General features: G+C 65.7%; 26 protein-coding genes. 23 read left to right on the top strand and 3 right to left on the bottom strand.

Annotated features, from left to right (window positions below):
- Nucleotides 1-2: 2 nt before the first annotated feature.
- The gene (locus G432_RS05120; RefSeq protein ID WP_015457758.1) at nucleotides 3-284 is read left to right on the top strand and encodes a ClpX C4-type zinc finger protein; all 282 of its coding nucleotides are present in this window, start codon (nucleotides 3-5) and stop codon (nucleotides 282-284) included.
- Between the two features lies 1 nt (nucleotide 285).
- On the opposite strand, the gene G432_RS05125 is transcribed toward G432_RS05120, so the two are convergent.
- Nucleotides 286-477, bottom strand: coding sequence for a hypothetical protein (locus tag G432_RS05125; protein WP_015457759.1), 192 nt, complete (start codon nucleotides 475-477; stop codon nucleotides 286-288).
- 228 nt (nucleotides 478-705) lie between these two features.
- On the opposite strand from G432_RS05125, the gene G432_RS05130 reads away from it, so the two are divergent.
- From G432_RS05130 to G432_RS05170, 8 genes are all read left to right on the top strand, one after another.
- Nucleotides 706-1212 (top strand): hypothetical protein, encoded by a 507-nt coding sequence (locus G432_RS05130; RefSeq protein WP_015457760.1) that lies wholly within the window; start codon nucleotides 706-708, stop codon nucleotides 1210-1212.
- Nucleotides 1213-1269: 57 nt separating this feature from the next.
- Entirely contained in the window at nucleotides 1270-1890 is a 621-nt protein-coding gene (locus G432_RS05135) for an MT-A70 family methyltransferase (RefSeq protein ID WP_015457761.1), read from the top strand.
- Nucleotides 1890-2585 carry a hypothetical protein gene (locus G432_RS05140; RefSeq protein WP_015457762.1) on the top strand — a complete coding sequence of 232 codons (696 nt, stop codon included), beginning with the start codon at nucleotides 1890-1892 and terminating at the stop codon, nucleotides 2583-2585. Before G432_RS05135 ends, G432_RS05140 begins: the two co-directional genes overlap by 1 nt.
- 29 nt (nucleotides 2586-2614) lie before the next feature.
- On the top strand, nucleotides 2615-2851 hold the full coding sequence (locus G432_RS05145) for a DUF2312 domain-containing protein (RefSeq protein WP_015457763.1): 237 nt from the start codon (nucleotides 2615-2617) through the stop codon (nucleotides 2849-2851).
- 208 nt (nucleotides 2852-3059) lie between these two features.
- Entirely contained in the window at nucleotides 3060-3272 is a 213-nt protein-coding gene (locus tag G432_RS05155) for a hypothetical protein (protein WP_015457764.1), read from the top strand.
- Complete coding sequence (locus tag G432_RS23145; protein ID WP_144061994.1) at nucleotides 3269-4012, top strand: hypothetical protein; 744 nt, start codon at nucleotides 3269-3271, stop codon at nucleotides 4010-4012. Before G432_RS05155 ends, G432_RS23145 begins: the two co-directional genes overlap by 4 nt.
- Complete coding sequence (locus G432_RS05165) at nucleotides 3975-4544, top strand: hypothetical protein (RefSeq protein ID WP_041864800.1); 570 nt, start codon at nucleotides 3975-3977, stop codon at nucleotides 4542-4544. Before G432_RS23145 ends, G432_RS05165 begins: the two co-directional genes overlap by 38 nt.
- A 47-nt stretch (nucleotides 4545-4591) precedes the next feature.
- Complete coding sequence (locus G432_RS05170) at nucleotides 4592-5203, top strand: hypothetical protein (RefSeq protein WP_041864801.1); 612 nt, start codon at nucleotides 4592-4594, stop codon at nucleotides 5201-5203.
- A gap of 307 nt (nucleotides 5204-5510) precedes the next feature.
- Here G432_RS05170 and G432_RS05175 read toward each other — a convergent pair whose 3' ends face one another.
- Both G432_RS05175 and G432_RS05180 read right to left on the bottom strand, forming a co-directional pair.
- Nucleotides 5511-5792: an addiction module antidote protein gene (locus G432_RS05175; protein WP_015457768.1), complete on the bottom strand. Its 282-nt coding sequence runs from the start codon at nucleotides 5790-5792 to the stop codon at nucleotides 5511-5513.
- 2 nt (nucleotides 5793-5794) lie between these two features.
- Complete coding sequence (locus G432_RS05180; RefSeq protein ID WP_015457769.1) at nucleotides 5795-6091, bottom strand: type II toxin-antitoxin system RelE/ParE family toxin; 297 nt, start codon at nucleotides 6089-6091, stop codon at nucleotides 5795-5797.
- Between the two features lie 183 nt (nucleotides 6092-6274).
- Between G432_RS05180 and G432_RS05185 the strand changes: the two genes are divergently transcribed.
- The 14 genes from G432_RS05185 to G432_RS05250 all read left to right on the top strand — a co-directional run bounded on the left by G432_RS05185 (nucleotide 6275) and on the right by G432_RS05250 (nucleotide 15629).
- Nucleotides 6275-6478, top strand: a complete 204-nt coding sequence (locus G432_RS05185) for a hypothetical protein (protein ID WP_015457770.1) — start codon at nucleotides 6275-6277, stop codon at nucleotides 6476-6478.
- Nucleotides 6479-6746: 268 nt separating this feature from the next.
- Nucleotides 6747-6902, top strand: a complete 156-nt coding sequence (locus G432_RS23910) for an HNH endonuclease (protein WP_015457771.1) — start codon at nucleotides 6747-6749, stop codon at nucleotides 6900-6902.
- A 115-nt stretch (nucleotides 6903-7017) separates the two neighbouring features.
- Nucleotides 7018-7437, top strand: a complete 420-nt coding sequence (locus tag G432_RS05195; RefSeq protein WP_015457772.1) for a hypothetical protein — start codon at nucleotides 7018-7020, stop codon at nucleotides 7435-7437.
- 274 nt (nucleotides 7438-7711) lie between these two features.
- Nucleotides 7712-9274 carry a terminase large subunit gene (locus G432_RS05200; protein WP_236626854.1) on the top strand — a complete coding sequence of 521 codons (1563 nt, stop codon included), beginning with the start codon at nucleotides 7712-7714 and terminating at the stop codon, nucleotides 9272-9274.
- On the top strand, nucleotides 9271-10536 hold the full coding sequence (locus G432_RS05205) for a phage portal protein (RefSeq protein ID WP_015457774.1): 1266 nt from the start codon (nucleotides 9271-9273) through the stop codon (nucleotides 10534-10536). The genes G432_RS05200 and G432_RS05205 overlap by 4 nt, the downstream gene beginning before the upstream one ends.
- The gene (locus tag G432_RS05210) at nucleotides 10493-11089 is read left to right on the top strand and encodes an HK97 family phage prohead protease (protein WP_015457775.1); all 597 of its coding nucleotides are present in this window, start codon (nucleotides 10493-10495) and stop codon (nucleotides 11087-11089) included. Before G432_RS05205 ends, G432_RS05210 begins: the two co-directional genes overlap by 44 nt.
- An 89-nt stretch (nucleotides 11090-11178) precedes the next feature.
- Entirely contained in the window at nucleotides 11179-12468 is a 1290-nt protein-coding gene (locus G432_RS05215; RefSeq protein ID WP_015457776.1) for a phage major capsid protein, read from the top strand.
- A 66-nt stretch (nucleotides 12469-12534) separates the two neighbouring features.
- Nucleotides 12535-12726: a hypothetical protein gene (locus G432_RS05220; RefSeq protein ID WP_144061995.1), complete on the top strand. Its 192-nt coding sequence runs from the start codon at nucleotides 12535-12537 to the stop codon at nucleotides 12724-12726.
- Nucleotides 12727-12732: 6 nt separating this feature from the next.
- Nucleotides 12733-13356: a spike base protein, RCAP_Rcc01079 family gene (locus tag G432_RS05225; RefSeq protein WP_015457778.1), complete on the top strand. Its 624-nt coding sequence runs from the start codon at nucleotides 12733-12735 to the stop codon at nucleotides 13354-13356.
- Nucleotides 13357-13359: 3 nt separating this feature from the next.
- The gene (locus tag G432_RS05230; RefSeq protein WP_015457779.1) at nucleotides 13360-13956 is read left to right on the top strand and encodes a head-tail connector protein; all 597 of its coding nucleotides are present in this window, start codon (nucleotides 13360-13362) and stop codon (nucleotides 13954-13956) included.
- Nucleotides 13953-14285, top strand: a complete 333-nt coding sequence (locus G432_RS05235; protein WP_015457780.1) for a phage head closure protein — start codon at nucleotides 13953-13955, stop codon at nucleotides 14283-14285. The genes G432_RS05230 and G432_RS05235 overlap by 4 nt, the downstream gene beginning before the upstream one ends.
- A complete protein-coding gene (locus G432_RS05240; RefSeq protein WP_015457781.1) occupies nucleotides 14285-14764 on the top strand; it encodes a hypothetical protein in 480 nt (159 codons plus the stop codon). The genes G432_RS05235 and G432_RS05240 overlap by 1 nt, the downstream gene beginning before the upstream one ends.
- Entirely contained in the window at nucleotides 14761-15162 is a 402-nt protein-coding gene (locus tag G432_RS05245) for a DUF3168 domain-containing protein (RefSeq protein ID WP_015457782.1), read from the top strand. The genes G432_RS05240 and G432_RS05245 overlap by 4 nt, the downstream gene beginning before the upstream one ends.
- A gap of 38 nt (nucleotides 15163-15200) precedes the next feature.
- Complete coding sequence (locus tag G432_RS05250) at nucleotides 15201-15629, top strand: hypothetical protein (RefSeq protein ID WP_015457783.1); 429 nt, start codon at nucleotides 15201-15203, stop codon at nucleotides 15627-15629.

The following is a 15629-nucleotide window of genomic DNA, read 5'->3' on the forward strand; positions in this document are numbered from 1 at the left end:
GGATGGTGGACGAACTGAACTGCTCGTTCTGCGGAAAATCCAACGAAGAGGTGGCCCATCTGATAGCCGGCACGAATGCCCTCAGCGTGGATGCCTGCGCCAAAATCGTGGCCGATGGCACATCTCGCGAGGCGGCCGCCGCGGCGACCGCCTCCAACCAGCGGCTGGAGTGTCTTCGGCTCGCAATGAGCCGGGACTTTATCGATCCCGTAGCGGTCGCGCGGGAATTCTACAAATTCGTGCAGAGCGGGACGCCCGCCCCCAAAGGAGCGGGCGATGCTTGAATCATTTGGGCAGGCGCCTGCCCGAAGCCGCGTGATAGCAGCGGGCATACAAATCGAGATAGGCATCGACCCTGTCTTCCTTGGATTCGGCTTCCGGAAGCAGGTTTCGCAGGAACTTCGCCATCTCCCAGGCAACCTGGGCCGGACTGCCGCCGTCGGGGTGGTCGCACGTGACTTGAACCTTATCGGACATGTTGGCTCCTTCTCGGTCGTGTGTGGCAACCCGACTGTAGCCGAAGCCGGGGTCGTAACAAGCGGCCCCGGCGGAGGGCTAGCCTGATGTTCGTATCCCCGATCCCGAGCCTGATCTTCCCGACGCTTCGCGGGTCGATGGCCTTCCATCCGGTCGCCTCGCGGCCGGCGGATGAGCGCGAGGCCCGCGCGCTGCGGGTCTGCGATCCGGTTAAATGCCCCTCTTTCCATGGTGATCGTAATGGCTGACGCTCACAGCAATGTCGTTCCGCCCGCGCAACCTCTGACGGAAGCAGAGTTCCGCAACGCCTGGCTGCAATCGCTGGCGCGGCTGTGCGCTGCCCACGGCGACGGGCGCGTCGCCCTGGCGCTTGGCGTGTCCGAGCGGCACCTGCGCAACCTGAAGAGCGGCGCCAGCCTGCCGGCTGCGGATCGGATCTGGAACCTGTTGGCGCTGGACCCGTCCGCCCACGACGAGATCGACGCCAGGTATCAGGTGAAGAATTCGCCGATCGATGCGCTTTGCTCCACCGATCCGCTGACGCGCGACATCATCGCGCTCGCGAACGAGGTGGCACAATCGGAGGACCCGTCCAGCCCGGGCGGTGTCGTCGTCACCGATCATGAGCTGCTCCAGAAGGACGAGCACCGGATGCGTCGCATCCACAACACGCTCGGCAGCTGGCTGAAGCGGATCGAAGCGCTGCGGCGCCCGGCCATGAAGGCGGTCGCCTGACCACAGAATTGAGGACCTGATCCGGGGCGGCCCGGGGGGAGATTGAGAATGACGGTGATGGAAGGCGCGGCGCCGACGATGGTCGGTTCCGCGGGCGATGATTTGCGTCCGGCCGCATGGCCGTTCGGGGGCCTCGGGATGTTCCGATACGGCGCGATCATCGCCGATCCGCCGTGGTATTTCCGGAATTACTCGTTTGCCGGCGAGACGAAGAACCCCGTCGCCCGCTATGCGTGCATGTCGACGGACGAAATTGCCGCCCTGCCGGTGAGCCAGCTGGCGGCGCCGGACTGCGCACTGTTCATGTGGGCAACCGCGCCGATGCTGCCGGATGCTATCCGGCTGATGAAAGAGTGGGGCTTCACCTTCAAGAGCGCGGGCGCCTGGGCGAAGCAGTCCGCCACCGGCGAAAAATGGGCCTTCGGCACGGGATATTGCTTCCGCTCGGCGTCCGAATTCTACCTCCTCGGGACGATCGGCAAGCCGAAGGTGCTATCGCGGTCCATCCGCAATCTGATCGTCGCGCCGGTGCGCGAGCACAGCCGGAAGCCTGACGATCTGCATCGTGATGTCGAGCAACTCTATGCCGGGCCTTATGCCGAGTTGTTCGGCCGTGAGCAGCATCCCGGCTGGGATGTCTGGGGAAACCAGACGGACAAGTTCGGGGGAGCGGCCTGATGCGCCCGGTCCCCGACGACTTCGCCGCGCTGGCGGCGACGATGAGCCGCGCACAGATGCAGGCGCATTATCGCGTCCGATCGAGCACGCTATCGGCGTGGTATGTGGCGGCCGGCCTCCGGCCTCCCGTGCCCAGCCAGCAACGGCCTGCGCCTGCTGACTTCGCCGAGCATGGGCGCCGCCCCAGCGCCGAATTGCGCGAGCGATATGGCTGCAGCAACGAACTGCTGGCCCGCTGGCGCAAGCAGCACGGCATCAGCATGGCTGACGGCCCCACCGCCCGGCCGGTGCCCGAGGATTTCGCCATCCGAGCGCGGAGCAGCACCAACCGCGAGCTGGCGGAACATTATGGCGTCGGCCGGGCGCTGATCTCACGCTGGCGAGCCAAGTGCGGGCTGTCGGGCGGCATATCGACCTATCGCTGGAAGGTGCCGACACCGACCCAGGTTGGCGCGCGCGACTCTTCGCTTGCCGGCCGTGCCGCCGATCACCTGCGCCTCCCGCGCGCTGGCAGCTGGGTGGTGTTCCGCTGCGACGCGGCCGGCACGGCCGATCCTTCGGGCGGCCACTTCCGCGTCGGCACCCGCCTGATGACCGAAGACGAGATGATCCAGTTCGCGGAACGGAAGGGCTTCGCGGCCTTCCCGGCCGACGCCCTGGGTTCCAGCCGCCAGCACGGGGCGGCCCTGTCGTGACCGTGCACCTCAACCGAAAGGACAATCAGATGGCCGAAACCGGCGGCGCCGACCAGTTGCGCCTGTTTATCGAACGCATTGAGCGGCTGGAGGAGGAGAAGAGGGGCCTCTCCGACGACATCAAGGATGTCTACCTGGAGGCAAAATCCCAAGGCTGGGATGCCAAGACGATGCGCGCCATCGTCCGGCTGCGGAAGATGGAGAAGCATGCGCGCGACGAAGCCGAGGCGCTGCTCGAAACCTATAAAGCCAGCCTGGGGCTCTGACGGTGGGACCGCTCGTCCTCGGCATCGCCTGCCTGCTTATCGGCTGGATCATGGGCGCCCGTTGGCGAGCGGGCCGCCTTCCGGCTGCGCCGTCGATATCACCGTCCGCCGCCGGGCGGGCACTTGCCGCCCGCAGCCGGGAGGAACTGGCGCGGCGGCGGGAAGACAAGACGCGGCAGCTGCAGCTTGAGATCGAGCGGAGCCGCCGGTGAGCGCCGCCCGCGAGTGGGTGCCGCACCATGGCGGCCCGAACCCTTTCCATGATCCCGATCAGCCCGATCGGGAGGAGCCGGACATCATGATCCGATACCGCAACGGGCGCGTGTTCGGCCCGATCCAGCCGGCGTCACGACGCTGGGCCGCCTGGACCGTGCGGCCGGGCCGGAGCGACTGGGATATCGTCGCCTGGAGGCTGGCGTGAGCGCGGCCCTCCTCTGCCGTCTGATCGAGGCGGGGACACCGGCAGCGCTTGTTGCTGAGGTCGCCGCCGCCCTTGCTCAGGCTGATGCTGCTTCCCTCGCACTGCGCATGCGTCGGCAGGCCGATGCCGCACGTCAGCAGAAGAGGCGCGCAGAAGGTAAGCCCAAGGCCGATGCCGATGCCGATGCCGATGCAGAATCACGTGACGTCACAGGACATCACGTTATGTCACGTGACATACCCGAAGATAGCGTGACGTCACGTGACATTGCCGAAACTCCGGAAAATGTCCCCCCACACCCCCCTAAAAATATCTCTCTTAGAGAAGAAAACCCCGTCCCCCTAAAGGGGGACCTCCCCCTTTTCGGATCACCCGAAATCGACCGGGTCGTCAGTGATTGGAACGCCATGGCGGGCCGCACCGGGCTGAAATCGATCCGGACGGTCACCGCCGAGCGCCGCGGTCGCATCCTCGCCAGGCTGAGGGAGCACGGCCCGGATAGCTTCACCGAGGCGATCGCCGCGATCGAGCGATCTCGCTTCTGCCGTGGGCAGAACGACCGGCGGTGGCGGGCCGATTTCGACTTCCTGCTTCAACCCCGCAGCTTCGTGAAATTGATCGAGGGCAGCTATGAACCCGCTAACGACCGCTACGCCGAAACGGACATCGCCAACCCAATGGTCCGAGTCGCGGCTACCCGCCGTGCTCGCCGATCCGCTGAGGCGGGCGGCGGGTTCTGAGTTTGGCTATGTGCCGCTCGTCTCCGCCGATGTGGCGGCGACGATCCCCGCCGCTTTGGCGGCTTTGAAGGCCGGCATGGCGCCCTCAACCGAGGAGCAGATCGAGGGGCTGATGGGTAGCATTGCGCTGCTTTACCCGGCCGCCAAGGTCACCGAGAAGGAGGCCGAAGCCCGGCTGGACCTCTACATCGACCTGCTCCAGGATATCCCGTTCGACATCCTGTCGGCCGCGTTCAAGAGCGCTGCGCAGACGAGCCGGTTCTTTCCCACCGTGGCGGAGATACGGGAAGCTGCCCTGCCAGCCCGGCGGGAGCGGCTCAACAAGATCAATGGGCTCAAGGCGTTGGCGCTGAAGCACCGGCTAGAAGGCGAGCAAAGCCGGCAGGCCCAGGCGCCGATGTCGGCGGCAGAGATCGAGGAAGCCAACGCGATCTTCCAGCGGCTGGGCATCCGGACCCGTTATGCGGCCGACGGAACATCATATGAAATCGAACGCGGCAACACCGGCGATCAGGAAGCGAAGGCGGCATAATCACAATGGGAAAAGCTACTCGGGTCGACAATGAGCGCAGCGCGGCGATGGCGGCCGCCCGCGCTGCTGCCATCCTCAAGGGCGACCGGACGGTCAGTGTCGCGCCTCCGCCGCCGGCCAAGCGCGCCCGCCGCGCGCCTGCCCAGAAGCCGATCGATGCGACACCGGAGCGCATCTCCATGGCCGAGCCGGATGGCAAGAATGGCGTCCGCTTCCACGACACGGTCGAGGCGATGATCGACAAGGCCGGTCAGCGCGCTCTCATCACGCGCCGCTTTGCCGATGCTCAGATTGACCGGTGGCTAAAGCAAAAGCGCCTGACCTATGCGCAGTGGTATGCGGCTGACTGGTATCGGAATCAGTATGCGTTGGCGGGCATCGAGGGTCGGGTGGTGGCGCAATACGATATCACGCATCCAGGGGCCGAAGGGAGCAGCTACGGCCTGCCAGCCAATGAACGACAGTTGCGCGCCCGCCAGCGATGGCGGCAGGGAAGGGCCTTGCTGCCGGAGAACATGGTGGACCTTGTTGACCGGCTGGTGATCCACGACGTCGCCCCGGCCCTTTCCAGCGGCCGGATGCGCGATCGATATGCAGCCCGCATAGGCCGCGCGCTGGACCCGCTGGCGGACTGGCTTTCGGCGCCAGCGTCCGCTTGACAGGTGTCCCGTTTCGGATAGTGTGTTCGATAGTTGTTCTAATTGCGCCCGCAGCCATTCCCCCGGCTCGCGGGCGCAATCCGTTTCAGGGCTTTCGCAGGTCGGGCGCGAGCCGCGTGCCTGATGCGGGCCGGAAGCCCCTCGCCCGGCCCGCTCCCCCTTTCGTTTGACCGGAGGGCCTACTCCACAGGCGACCGAGGCGGCGCCTGCGATGCTTCCGCTGCTGCACACGCGATGCAGTCAACCCGGCGCTCTCCACGGCTGGCGAGCCGACCACTGGCCGGGAAGCGGAGGAACGCCTCAACCTTCACGCCGCGATCGACAGGCGGACACCGAGCGCACGGGTGAGCTTGACCAGCGTGTCGAGTGTCGGGTTGCCGTTTTCACCGAGCGCCTTGTAGAGTGCCTCACGCGAAAGGCCGGTTTCCTTCGCCAGCGCGGTCATGCCGCGTGCACGAGCCACATCGTTCAGCGCGGCGCGGATGATCGCCGGCTCGCCATCCTCGAATGCCGCTTCGAGATAGAGGCGGATGTCCTCTTCGTCGTTGAGAAATTCGGCGGCGTCCCACCGTTCCGTCTTGATAGCCATCGTCATTCCTCCAGATCTTCCACCATCGCCAGCGCGCGGGCGATGTCGCGGTCCTGCGATTTTTTGTCCCCGCCGCAAAGCAGGACGATCACCGTGTTGCCCCGCTCCACGAAATAGACGCGGTAGCCGGTGGCGTAGTCGATCTTCATCTCGCGCAGGCCCTTGGTCAGGTTGCGATGCTGACCGGGATTGCCCAGCGCCAACCGGGTGATGCGGACCTCGATACGGGCCTTGGCGGCGCGATCCTTGAGGCCCTTGAGCCAGTCGGCGAATTCGGCGGTGCGGCGGACTTCGATCATGTGTTGACTATAGTTCACGGGATGCGGGCTGTCAACTATAGATTACGAATTAAGGGGTGCTGCCATGCTCGTCCTGCTCCCCATGTCCATGTGGAAGGCGCACGTCCACGGCGCCGGCATCTGCATCAGCCTGTGGCAGGACGAGTGCGGCAACCGCTTCTGGAAGCGGATCGGGCTGCGCTGATGGCCATGGTCAGCGTCACCAACGACCTCACGGTCAACACCGCCTATGTAGCGTCGGTGTCGTGGGATCGTGGAGATACCTACACCACGCTGGTCATCACCATGGCTGATGGGACTGCCCATCGGGTCAAGCACCAGGGCGGGCCATATGGGGTGGATGCCTATGACGCGGAGCGAAGATTGCTCGCGGCGGCGGAGAGATGATGGGTCGGCTCAACACGCTGCCCAGCCGGCCCGCCTGCCAGCGGTGCCGCAAGCCGATAGTTCCGCCCGGCACGCCTCCGCCTCCGTCATCTGCGGACGATTAATGCCCAGCCGCCCGCCCGGCCTCTACGCCAAGCCGAAAAGCAAACCGTGGGAAAGGCAGAGCGCAGCATCTGCCCAGCGCATCCGGGGGCGGCGCGGCCAGCAGATCAGGGCGGCGCACCTTGCCGGTGAACCTCTATGCCGCGAATGCCTGAAGCATGGTCGAGTGACCGAAGCCGTCATCGTTGATCACACCCTTTCGCTGGCCGAAGGAGGCGAGGACGTGCCTGACAACCGCCAGAGCCTCTGCAAGGCATGTAGCGATGCGAAGACGGCCCAGGAGGCGGCGCGCGGGCGCAGGCGCGCCCAGCGGCCGGCTTGACCCGGAGGGGGAGGGTCAAAGTCATGGGCCGATGTGCCGGACACCGCGCCCCCAGTCTTTTTTTCGCGCGCCCGAATTAAACTTCCGGGCCAAATTAAATTTCGGAGACATCGCCATGAAGCCTGGACGGAAGGCCGAGGCACCTTCCACGAAGGCGGCTCGCGGCACGCTGCGCCCGTTCCGCGACGGGCTGAAGAACGAGCTTGTCGTTCCGGGCGATCCTCCACTGATGCCGGACTATCTGACGGCGGAAGCGCAGGACGTCTGGCAGGAAGAGATCGGCCGCGTCATGGCCGCCGGCGTGGCCGAGATCGATAGTTCGCTGTTTGCGCGCTACTGCTCGCTGGAAGCGCTGGTCCGGCAGTCGTTCAACGCAGGCCGAGAGCCGCCGCCAGCGTCATATCTGACCGTCCTGCGCCAGTATGCCGAGCTGCTCGGTATCGCCGGTCGCAAGAGCCGCGTCGGCAAGATCGCCGATGATCCGACGAAAACCAGAAACCCGTTCGCGCGCAACGGCCACCGCGCGAAGGCGTAAGCGGCCGGCGTTCCCGGATAGCGGGCACGCCCGGAACTACGCATCGATCGCGCTGGAATATGCGAGGGCGGCGGCGGCGGACACGGATCAGGTTCGCCACTGCAAATGGGTTCGGCTGGCGGCGCAACGGCATCTGGACGATCTGGAGCGCGCGAAGTCTAACGTGTGGGGCTATCGCTTCGACCCTTGGCACGCGAACGACATATGCGATTTCATCGAGAACCTGCCCCATATCGAGGGAAATTGGTGCAAGTGCCCGCGCGCAGATGACGGCATGCATCTTGATCGGTGCGGCAAGATCGACCTTGAGCCGCCGCAGATATTCATCCTCACCACCGTATTCGGGTGGCGCCGCAAGGATAACGGACTTCGTCGATTCACGGTGGTTTACGAGGAGGTTGCGCGCAAGAACGCCAAGTCGACGAAGACGGCGGGCGTATCGCTCTATTGCCTCTGCTGCGAGAACGAGACCGGACCGCAGGTTTTGACGGCGGCCACGACGTTCGATCAGGCGAAGAAGGTTTTTCATCCGGCCAAGCGGATGGTCGAGAAGACGCCGGAGTTGCAGGAGGCATTCGGCGTCACGGCCTGGGCGAAGTCGATCACGTGCGGCGACAACGGCGGATATATGCAGCCGCTGCACGCCAAGTCGAAGACGCAGGACGGGCATAACCCGCATCTCGTCACCATGGACGAGCTGCACGCCCATGCTGATCGCGGTCTTTATGACGTGATGCGCTCGGCCTTTGGTGCCAGGAAACAACCGCTTCTCTGGCAGATCACGACGGCCGGCTCGAATGTCCATGGCGTTTGCTACGAGCAGCGGACAATGGCGACGAAGGTGCTGGAGCGCTCGGTCATCGCCGAGCACATATTCGGTATCATCTTCACGCTGGACGGTCCCAAGGATTTCACGCCGGAGCGGAAGGTCGGCGACGATCCGTATGACGAGCGGAACTGGATCAAGGCGAACCCGCTGCTCGGATCGGCGGTCCAGCTGGACGAGTTGCGGCAATATGCCATCGAGGCGAAGAACAGCCCTTCGGCCGAGGGCGAGTTCTTCACCAAGCGCCTCAACAAGTGGATCGGCGCCGCGAGCGCCTGGCTCAATGTCAGCCAGTGGATTGCCTGTTCCGATCCGTCGCTGAAGCTGTCCGATTTTCGCGGGCTTGATTGCTATATCGGCGCCGACCTGGCCGATAAGGACGACATTACGGCGGTCGCTCTTGCGGCGCTCCACCCCGACGGCCGGCTGTTGCTCAAGACATGGTTCTTCCTGCCGGAAGCCGCGCTGGCGCGCGACGATCCTGCGTCCAAGCAGATCGTCGAGCTTTATCGCCAGTGGAAGGATGGCCGGTGGCTTTGGACGACGCCGGGCAATTTCGTCGATCACAACAGGGTCGAGCGCCTGATCCGGCGGCTCCAGAAAGTGCTGAGCGTGAAGCGGATCACGTTCGATCAGTTCGCCGCTGCTCAGGCGATGGCGTCCCGGTTGAACGAGGACCTTGGCGACGGCGACGGTGAACTGGCAGCGATCCTGTCGAAGAACGCGGCCAACGTGACGGACCCGGCCAAGGATCTGGAAGCCAGGGTAAAAGGCGGGCCGCATCTGCTGTGCCATGATGGAAATCCGGTGATGACGTGGATGGCCGGCAACGCCGTGGTGGACCGGCGGGTCAACAACACGATCCTGCCAAAGAAGGAAACGCCGATGTCGCAGAACAAGATCGACGGCATCGACGCTGCCATCAACGCCATGGCGCCGATGCAGCTTCCGCCACCGGCTCCCGTCGTGTCCCCATGGGACGATCCCGATTTCTCGCTGGTGGCGGCATGAAGCTGTTCGGCTGGGAGATCGGCCGCGCGGAGACGCGCTCGGCCTCGATCGAGAACCCGCGGGTCAAGGCCGACGCCGAGGGTATTATCCGCTATTTCGGCGGGGGCGATGCGCTCGATATCGGTCCGGTGAGCGTCGAGCAGGCGATGCAGGTGCCCGCCGTCTTCGCGGCCGTCAACTTCCTCACCCGCACGCTCGCCGCGCTGCCGCTGCATGCATGGCGGAAGGTCGGCGACCAGCCCGAGCGCATAAAGGGCGGTATCGAGACGCTGGTCCACGAAGCGCCGAACACGGAATGGACCAGCTTCGGCCTTCGCCAGTATTTCTGGAATCAGGTGTTCACGCGCGGGCGCGGGCTGCTCTGGATCGAGCGCGGGCTGAACGGCCAGCCCGTCGCCCTGCGGCCGATCAACGTGACGCGGACCGCCGTCGAGATGGTCGGCACGGGGCGCGTCTATTCGCTGGATGGCCGCCGCTATGCCAGCAGCGAGGTCATCGACCTGCCGTTCGCGCTGAAGGACGATCAGGTTGGCGTCGTCGGGCCGATCGCCCGGTGCGCCGGCGCGATCCGGCTGGCGCTCAACATGCAGGTCTATGGCAGCAAGTTCTTTGCCGGCGGCGGCGTCCCGCCGCTGGCGCTGACCGGGCCGTTGCCGACCGGCGCGGAAGCCCAGCGCCGGGCCATGGCCGACGTTCAGCGCGCGATCGATACCGCGCGCGCGACCGACAAGCCGGTATTTCCGATCCCGCCGGGCTACGACCTGAAGCCCGTCGCGGTCGATCCCGACAAGGGGCAGATGACGGAGGCGCGCCGCTTCCAGCTGGAAGAGATCGCGCGGGTCTTCCAGCTGCCGCCGGTCTTCCTGCAGGATTTGTCGAAAGGCACGTTCAGCAACACCGAGCAGCAGGACCTGTTCTTCGTCAAGCATCTGATCGGCCAGTGGGCCGAGGCGCTCGAACAGGAAATGAACCTGAAGCTGTTCGGGCAGATGAACGGCCGCCGCTATGTCGAGCATAATCTCGACGGGCTTCAGCGCGGCGACTTCAAGAGCCGGATCGAGGGCCTCGCGCGCGCGATCAACACGGCACAGCTGACGCCGGACGAAGCCCGTGAACTGGAAGGCCGCCCGTCCAAGCCGCACGGCGACAAGCTCTACCTTCAGGGCGCCACGGTCCCGCTCGGATCGCAGCCATTGAAGCCCGCTACTGGAGAACCCAATGACGGTGAAGACCGAAACCCGGACGCTGAGCCGCAGTCCTGAGCTTCGCGCGACCGGCACGGGCCGGACGCTGACGGGCTATGCTGCGGTGTTCAATTCGCCTGCCGATATCGGCGGCGCGTGGATCGAGACGATCGAGCGCGGCGCGTTCACCCGCGCTCTCGAAGGCGATATCGTCGCGATCATCGGACATGACCGTAACCGTGTCATCGGCCGCACCGGCGCCGGCACGCTTCGGCTGAGCGAGGATGACAAGGGGCTGCGTTTCGAGATCGACCTGCCTGACACCACCGACGGCCGCGACGTCGCCGTATCGGTCGAGCGCGGCGATATCGGCGGCATGTCCTTCGGTTTCTCGGTGACCCGGCAGCAATGGGACGAGACCACCGAGCCGCCACAGCGGACGATTCAGCAGGTCGAGCTTTACGAGATCACGGTGACCGCGTTCCCGGCCTACCCTGACACCAGCGTCGGCCTCCGCTCGCTGGACGATGCACGGAAGGAAGCGGCCATCGCGGCGCGGGAGGCGAAGCGCTCCCATATCGATCGCCGGCTTCGGATGCGCGCCCAGCTGGATATTCGCTCGCGCGCCTGAGTTTCTCCGTCCCTCGCGGGACGCGCCTGTATCGCCCTTCGGAAAGGCATGCAGCCCGGTGAGGCCGGGTCATTCCCAAGGATCAGAAAATGAGCAAGCTCAAGGAGCTGCGCGAAAAGCGCGCGCGGCTGATCACCGAGGCGCGTTCGCGCCTGGACGAAATCACCGCCAACACCGACGAAAGCCGTGCCGCCGAGCTGGAAGCCCAGCACGATGCGGCCATGGCCGAGATCGACAAGATCGAGAAGCAGATCGAGCGCGAGGAGCGCATGGCCGAGCTAGAGGCCAACGCCCAGCGCCAGAACGAGGAGGAGCGCGAGCGTCGTCGCCCGACCGAGCCGAACAACCGGCAGCCGGCCGGGGACAATGGCGAGGGCGAGCCGGAATATCGCCACGTCTTCGCCAAGATCATGTGCGGCGTCGAGCTGGCCGACCTGTCCACCGAGGAACGCGCCGTGCTGCGGCAGGGCGTCACCAAGTTCAAGGACGGCGAGCAGCGCGCGCAGGTGACCGGCACGAACACGGCGGGCGGCTATACCGTCCCGACCGAACTGGCGGCCGAGATCATCAAGAGCATGAAGCTGTGGGGTCCGATGTATGACGAAGCGATCTGCCGCGTCGTCAACCACTCCAGCGGCCATCCCTGGGCGATCCCGACGGTCGACGACACGGCGAGCACCGCCGGTGCGCATACCGAGGGCTCGGCGCTGACCGACGACGGCGGCAAGGACGTCACCTTCGGCCAGAAGGTGCTGGGCGCGTATGCGTTCGACACCGAGTTCGTGCGGTGGAGCTGGGAACTGGACATGGATTCCATCTTTTCGATGGAAGCCCTGCTCGGCGAACTGCTCGGCGAACGCCTCGGCCGCATCGCCAACACCCAGCTTACCTCCGGCAACGGCACGACGGCGCCGAACGGTATCGTCACCGCGTCGACGCTGGGCAAGACGGCCGCCGCTGCCGCCGCAATCACCTCGGACGAGGTGCTGGATCTGTTCCACTCGGTAGACCCGGCCTATCGCACCTCGCCGAAGGCGCGATGGATGTTCAACGACGCCACGCTGCTCGTCCTGCGCAAGCTGAAGGACGGTGACGGCAACTATCTGTGGCAGATGGGGGACATCAAGACCGGCGCGCCCGACACGCTCTGGTCGAAGCCCTACTCCATCAACCAGGCGATGGACTCGGTTGCGGCGTCGAAGAAGCCGATCGTCTTCGGTGACTTCGGCAAGTATTTCGTCCGCAAGGTCGGTTCGCCGATCATCGGCGTGCTGCGCGAGCGCTTCTGGCCGGACATGGGCATCGCCGGCCTGATCCGCTTCGACGGCGAGCTGGGCGACACCGCCGCCATCAAGCATCTCGCCACGCCTGCCAGCTAAGGCTGGTCAGCGACAGGGACCGGGGCGGGCCAACAACCCGCCCCGTCTTCGCTCATGAAAATCAAGATGCTCACGTCGATCTCGGGGCAGGACTTCGCGCTGTCGCCGGATGACGAAACAGATCGCTTCACGACCAGCGAGGCAACCCGCCTCATTGACGCCGGCTATGCCGTCCCGGTTGCCGACAAGGCGACCGAAAAAGCGGTGAAGACGGCGCCCCCCGAAAAGCGCGCGGCCAAGCGCGCGGCCAAGGAGTAACCGATCGTGGCCGACAATCTCACGACGCCGGTGGCAGACGGTTCCGTCCTCGGGACCAAGGATATCGGCGGCGTCCACCTCCCCAAGAATGTGATCGTCGATCAGGCCGGCGCCGATGCGATCGGCCTTGTCGCGTCCGATCCGGCGGCGAACAGCGTCCTCGGCCGCCTGAAGGCCATCTTCGATCGGTTGGGCGATGCGCTCTCTGTCACCATAGCGTCGCTGCCGCTGCCGACGGGTGCGGCCACCTCGGCCAAGCAGGACGATATCCTGACGGCGCTTGCCGGTCCCTTCCCGGTGACAGGCGATTTCTACCCCGAGACCCAGCCGGTGAGCGCCGCCAGCCTGCCCCTGCCCGCCGGGGCGGCGACGGCCACGAAGCAGGACGCGGCCACAGCCGCGATCGAAGCGCTCGCGCCACAGGGGCCGGCCTTTGCGATCACGCCTCATGCCAGCGATCCGCTGGAGCGCGAGATAGGTGCTATCTCCATCGTCACCGGCGGGGACATCACCTATCGCTATCCCGGCGAGGGTGGCGACCGCACGATCACGCTGCCCGCTGGCTTCTTCCCGCTGCGCGCGAGCCATATCCGCGACAGCAGCACCGCGAGCGGTCTGACGGGCTTCTGAGCGATGCTCGCGCACCTGATCGTCACCGGCATCGTGCCGACGGGCGGCGACGCTCCGCCGGCAGATGACGGCGAGCCGGTTTCGCTGGTCGAGGCCCGGCGGCAGTGCCGCTTCCTCGACAACGACACGACGCATGACGCGACGCTGGATCATCTGCGCAAGGCCGCGCGGTCCTACGTCGAGGCATATACCGGGCTGTCGCTGATCGAGCGTACCGCTCAGCTGCGCTTCACGCGCTGGGCGGACATCGCCCGGCTGCCGGTCGCCCCGGTTTCGGCGGCGACGATCCAGTATATCGGGGCGGATAACATCACCGCCACGCTCGATCCCGTCGATTATGACCTGTTCGTTGACGGCTACGAATCGGGCGTCGACCTTCTCGCACCGGCACCATCCCTCGGCCGGGGGCGCGCACCGATCACGGTGCAGGTATCCACCGGCTTCACGCCGTCGTCAGTCCCCCTTCACGTCAAGCAGGCGATCCTGCTGCTGATTGCGTGGTGGTTCGACAATCCCACCGCGATCGTTACCGGGCCTGCGCTCGGAGAACCGCCCCACGCGGTGGCGGCGCTGCTCTGCAACGACAGGCTGTTCGCATGAACCTGGCAGGCCGCCTTCGCCATCGCGTCAGCATCTGGCGCCTTGTCGATATCGACGACGGCAAGGGCGCCTATGTGCGCCAGTGGACGCAGGTCGCCGAGGTGAACGCCGAGGTGATCGGCCAAGGTGGTCGCGAGGCGCTGATCGATCGGTCGATGCAGGGGATCGGCCAGTATCGCGTCACCATCCACTGGCGCGACGATATCCGCACCAACGACCAGGTGCGCTATCGCGGGCGGAATCTGAACATCCGGTCGATTGAGCCGGACGCGACCGATCGGGTGTGGCTGTCCATGATGTGCGACACCGACGCGGAGGCCATCGGCTGATGGCCGGCGGCAAATCCGGCGTGGACTGGGCATCGGCCCGGCGGATGCGCGGCATGATCAAGCGGCTGACGCCCGAGGCACGGGCCGAAATGATCGTGGAGATGAATCTGGTCGGCGACGACGAGCTGGCCCGCATGCGGCGCGACGTGTCACGCCGGTCGGGCTTCCTCGCCTCTGGCCTGTCGAAGAAGGTCTACCCGAAATCGCTCCGTCTGCGGGTCGGGTTCATCGGCAAGAAGGTGAATCGGGATCGCTGGTATCGCTGGATCATCGAGCGTGGGCGGAAGGCGAAGACGGTTGAGGTGAACCGGCGCCGTGGCCGGACGGCGCCGGCCAGCTATCCGCTCAGGGTCAAGGCCATGCGCGCCCGGCCCTATGTATTTTCGGGCGGCGGAGCGGCGCGGATAGCGCGTAGCCAGCGACTGCAGGATTTCTGGGGCAAGGTGCTTACGCGGGTCGGCGCAGGAGGGGCACTGTGAGCGTGGATCTGATGATCCCGGTGCAGGACGCGCTGTTCGCGGCGCTGGCCAATGGCGTGACAGGCGGGAAGGCGAGCGTCCGGCAGCACGTGCCCGACGATTTCCGAGGCGATCTCGTCGTTCTCGGCCGGATGGACGCGGCGGAGGATACGGCCAAGGGCTGCCAGGCCGAAATTCACACCATCGAGATCGCGGCCTTCTTCCATGGCCCGGCGCGGCGCGGGGTGCTGGAGATCATGGCGGCGATCCGGGCGGACCTGGACGGCCAGGCGCCGCCGGCCATCGGCGCCTATATCAGCGAATGCCGCTGGCTCAATTCCACAGCCGATCTCGACGATGACGGCGAGACCTATATCGGCCTGATGAACTTCGAAATTTCGGTCGAACCGGAAGAATAGCCGCCGGCGCGCGGCCCATCCAGCAAGGAGATAGTGCAATGCCCGTTTTGCGCGGCAAGGACGTGCGCGTGTTGATCGGCGACGGCGCGACGCCCTCGGAAGCCTTCGATCCGATCGGCGGCGAGGTGACGCTCCAGTGGGGCGACAGCTCCGCCGAGTTCGACACATCGAGCAAGGATGACGGCGAGTTCAACCTCGTCTCCTATGCCGGTCGATCGGTCCGCTTCACCATGAACGGCAAGGTCAAGCTGCCCGATGATGGTTATGAGCGGCTGATCGAAGTTCGCAACAGCTCCCCGCCGGAAGCGACGCTCCAGATCAAGAAGGGCTCGATCGTGCTCTATGAGGGCACCTGCGGCTGGGGATCGAACGACACCGATTTCACCAACAACCAGGCCGGCACGTGGAGCGCGGTCGCGGCTCCTTCGGCCGTGCCGACGATCAATAACCTCGCGGCGACGGCGTAA

This window comes from Sphingomonas sp. MM-1, from assembly GCF_000347675.2.
GTDB lineage: Bacteria > Pseudomonadota > Alphaproteobacteria > Sphingomonadales > Sphingomonadaceae > Sphingomonas_E > Sphingomonas_E fennica.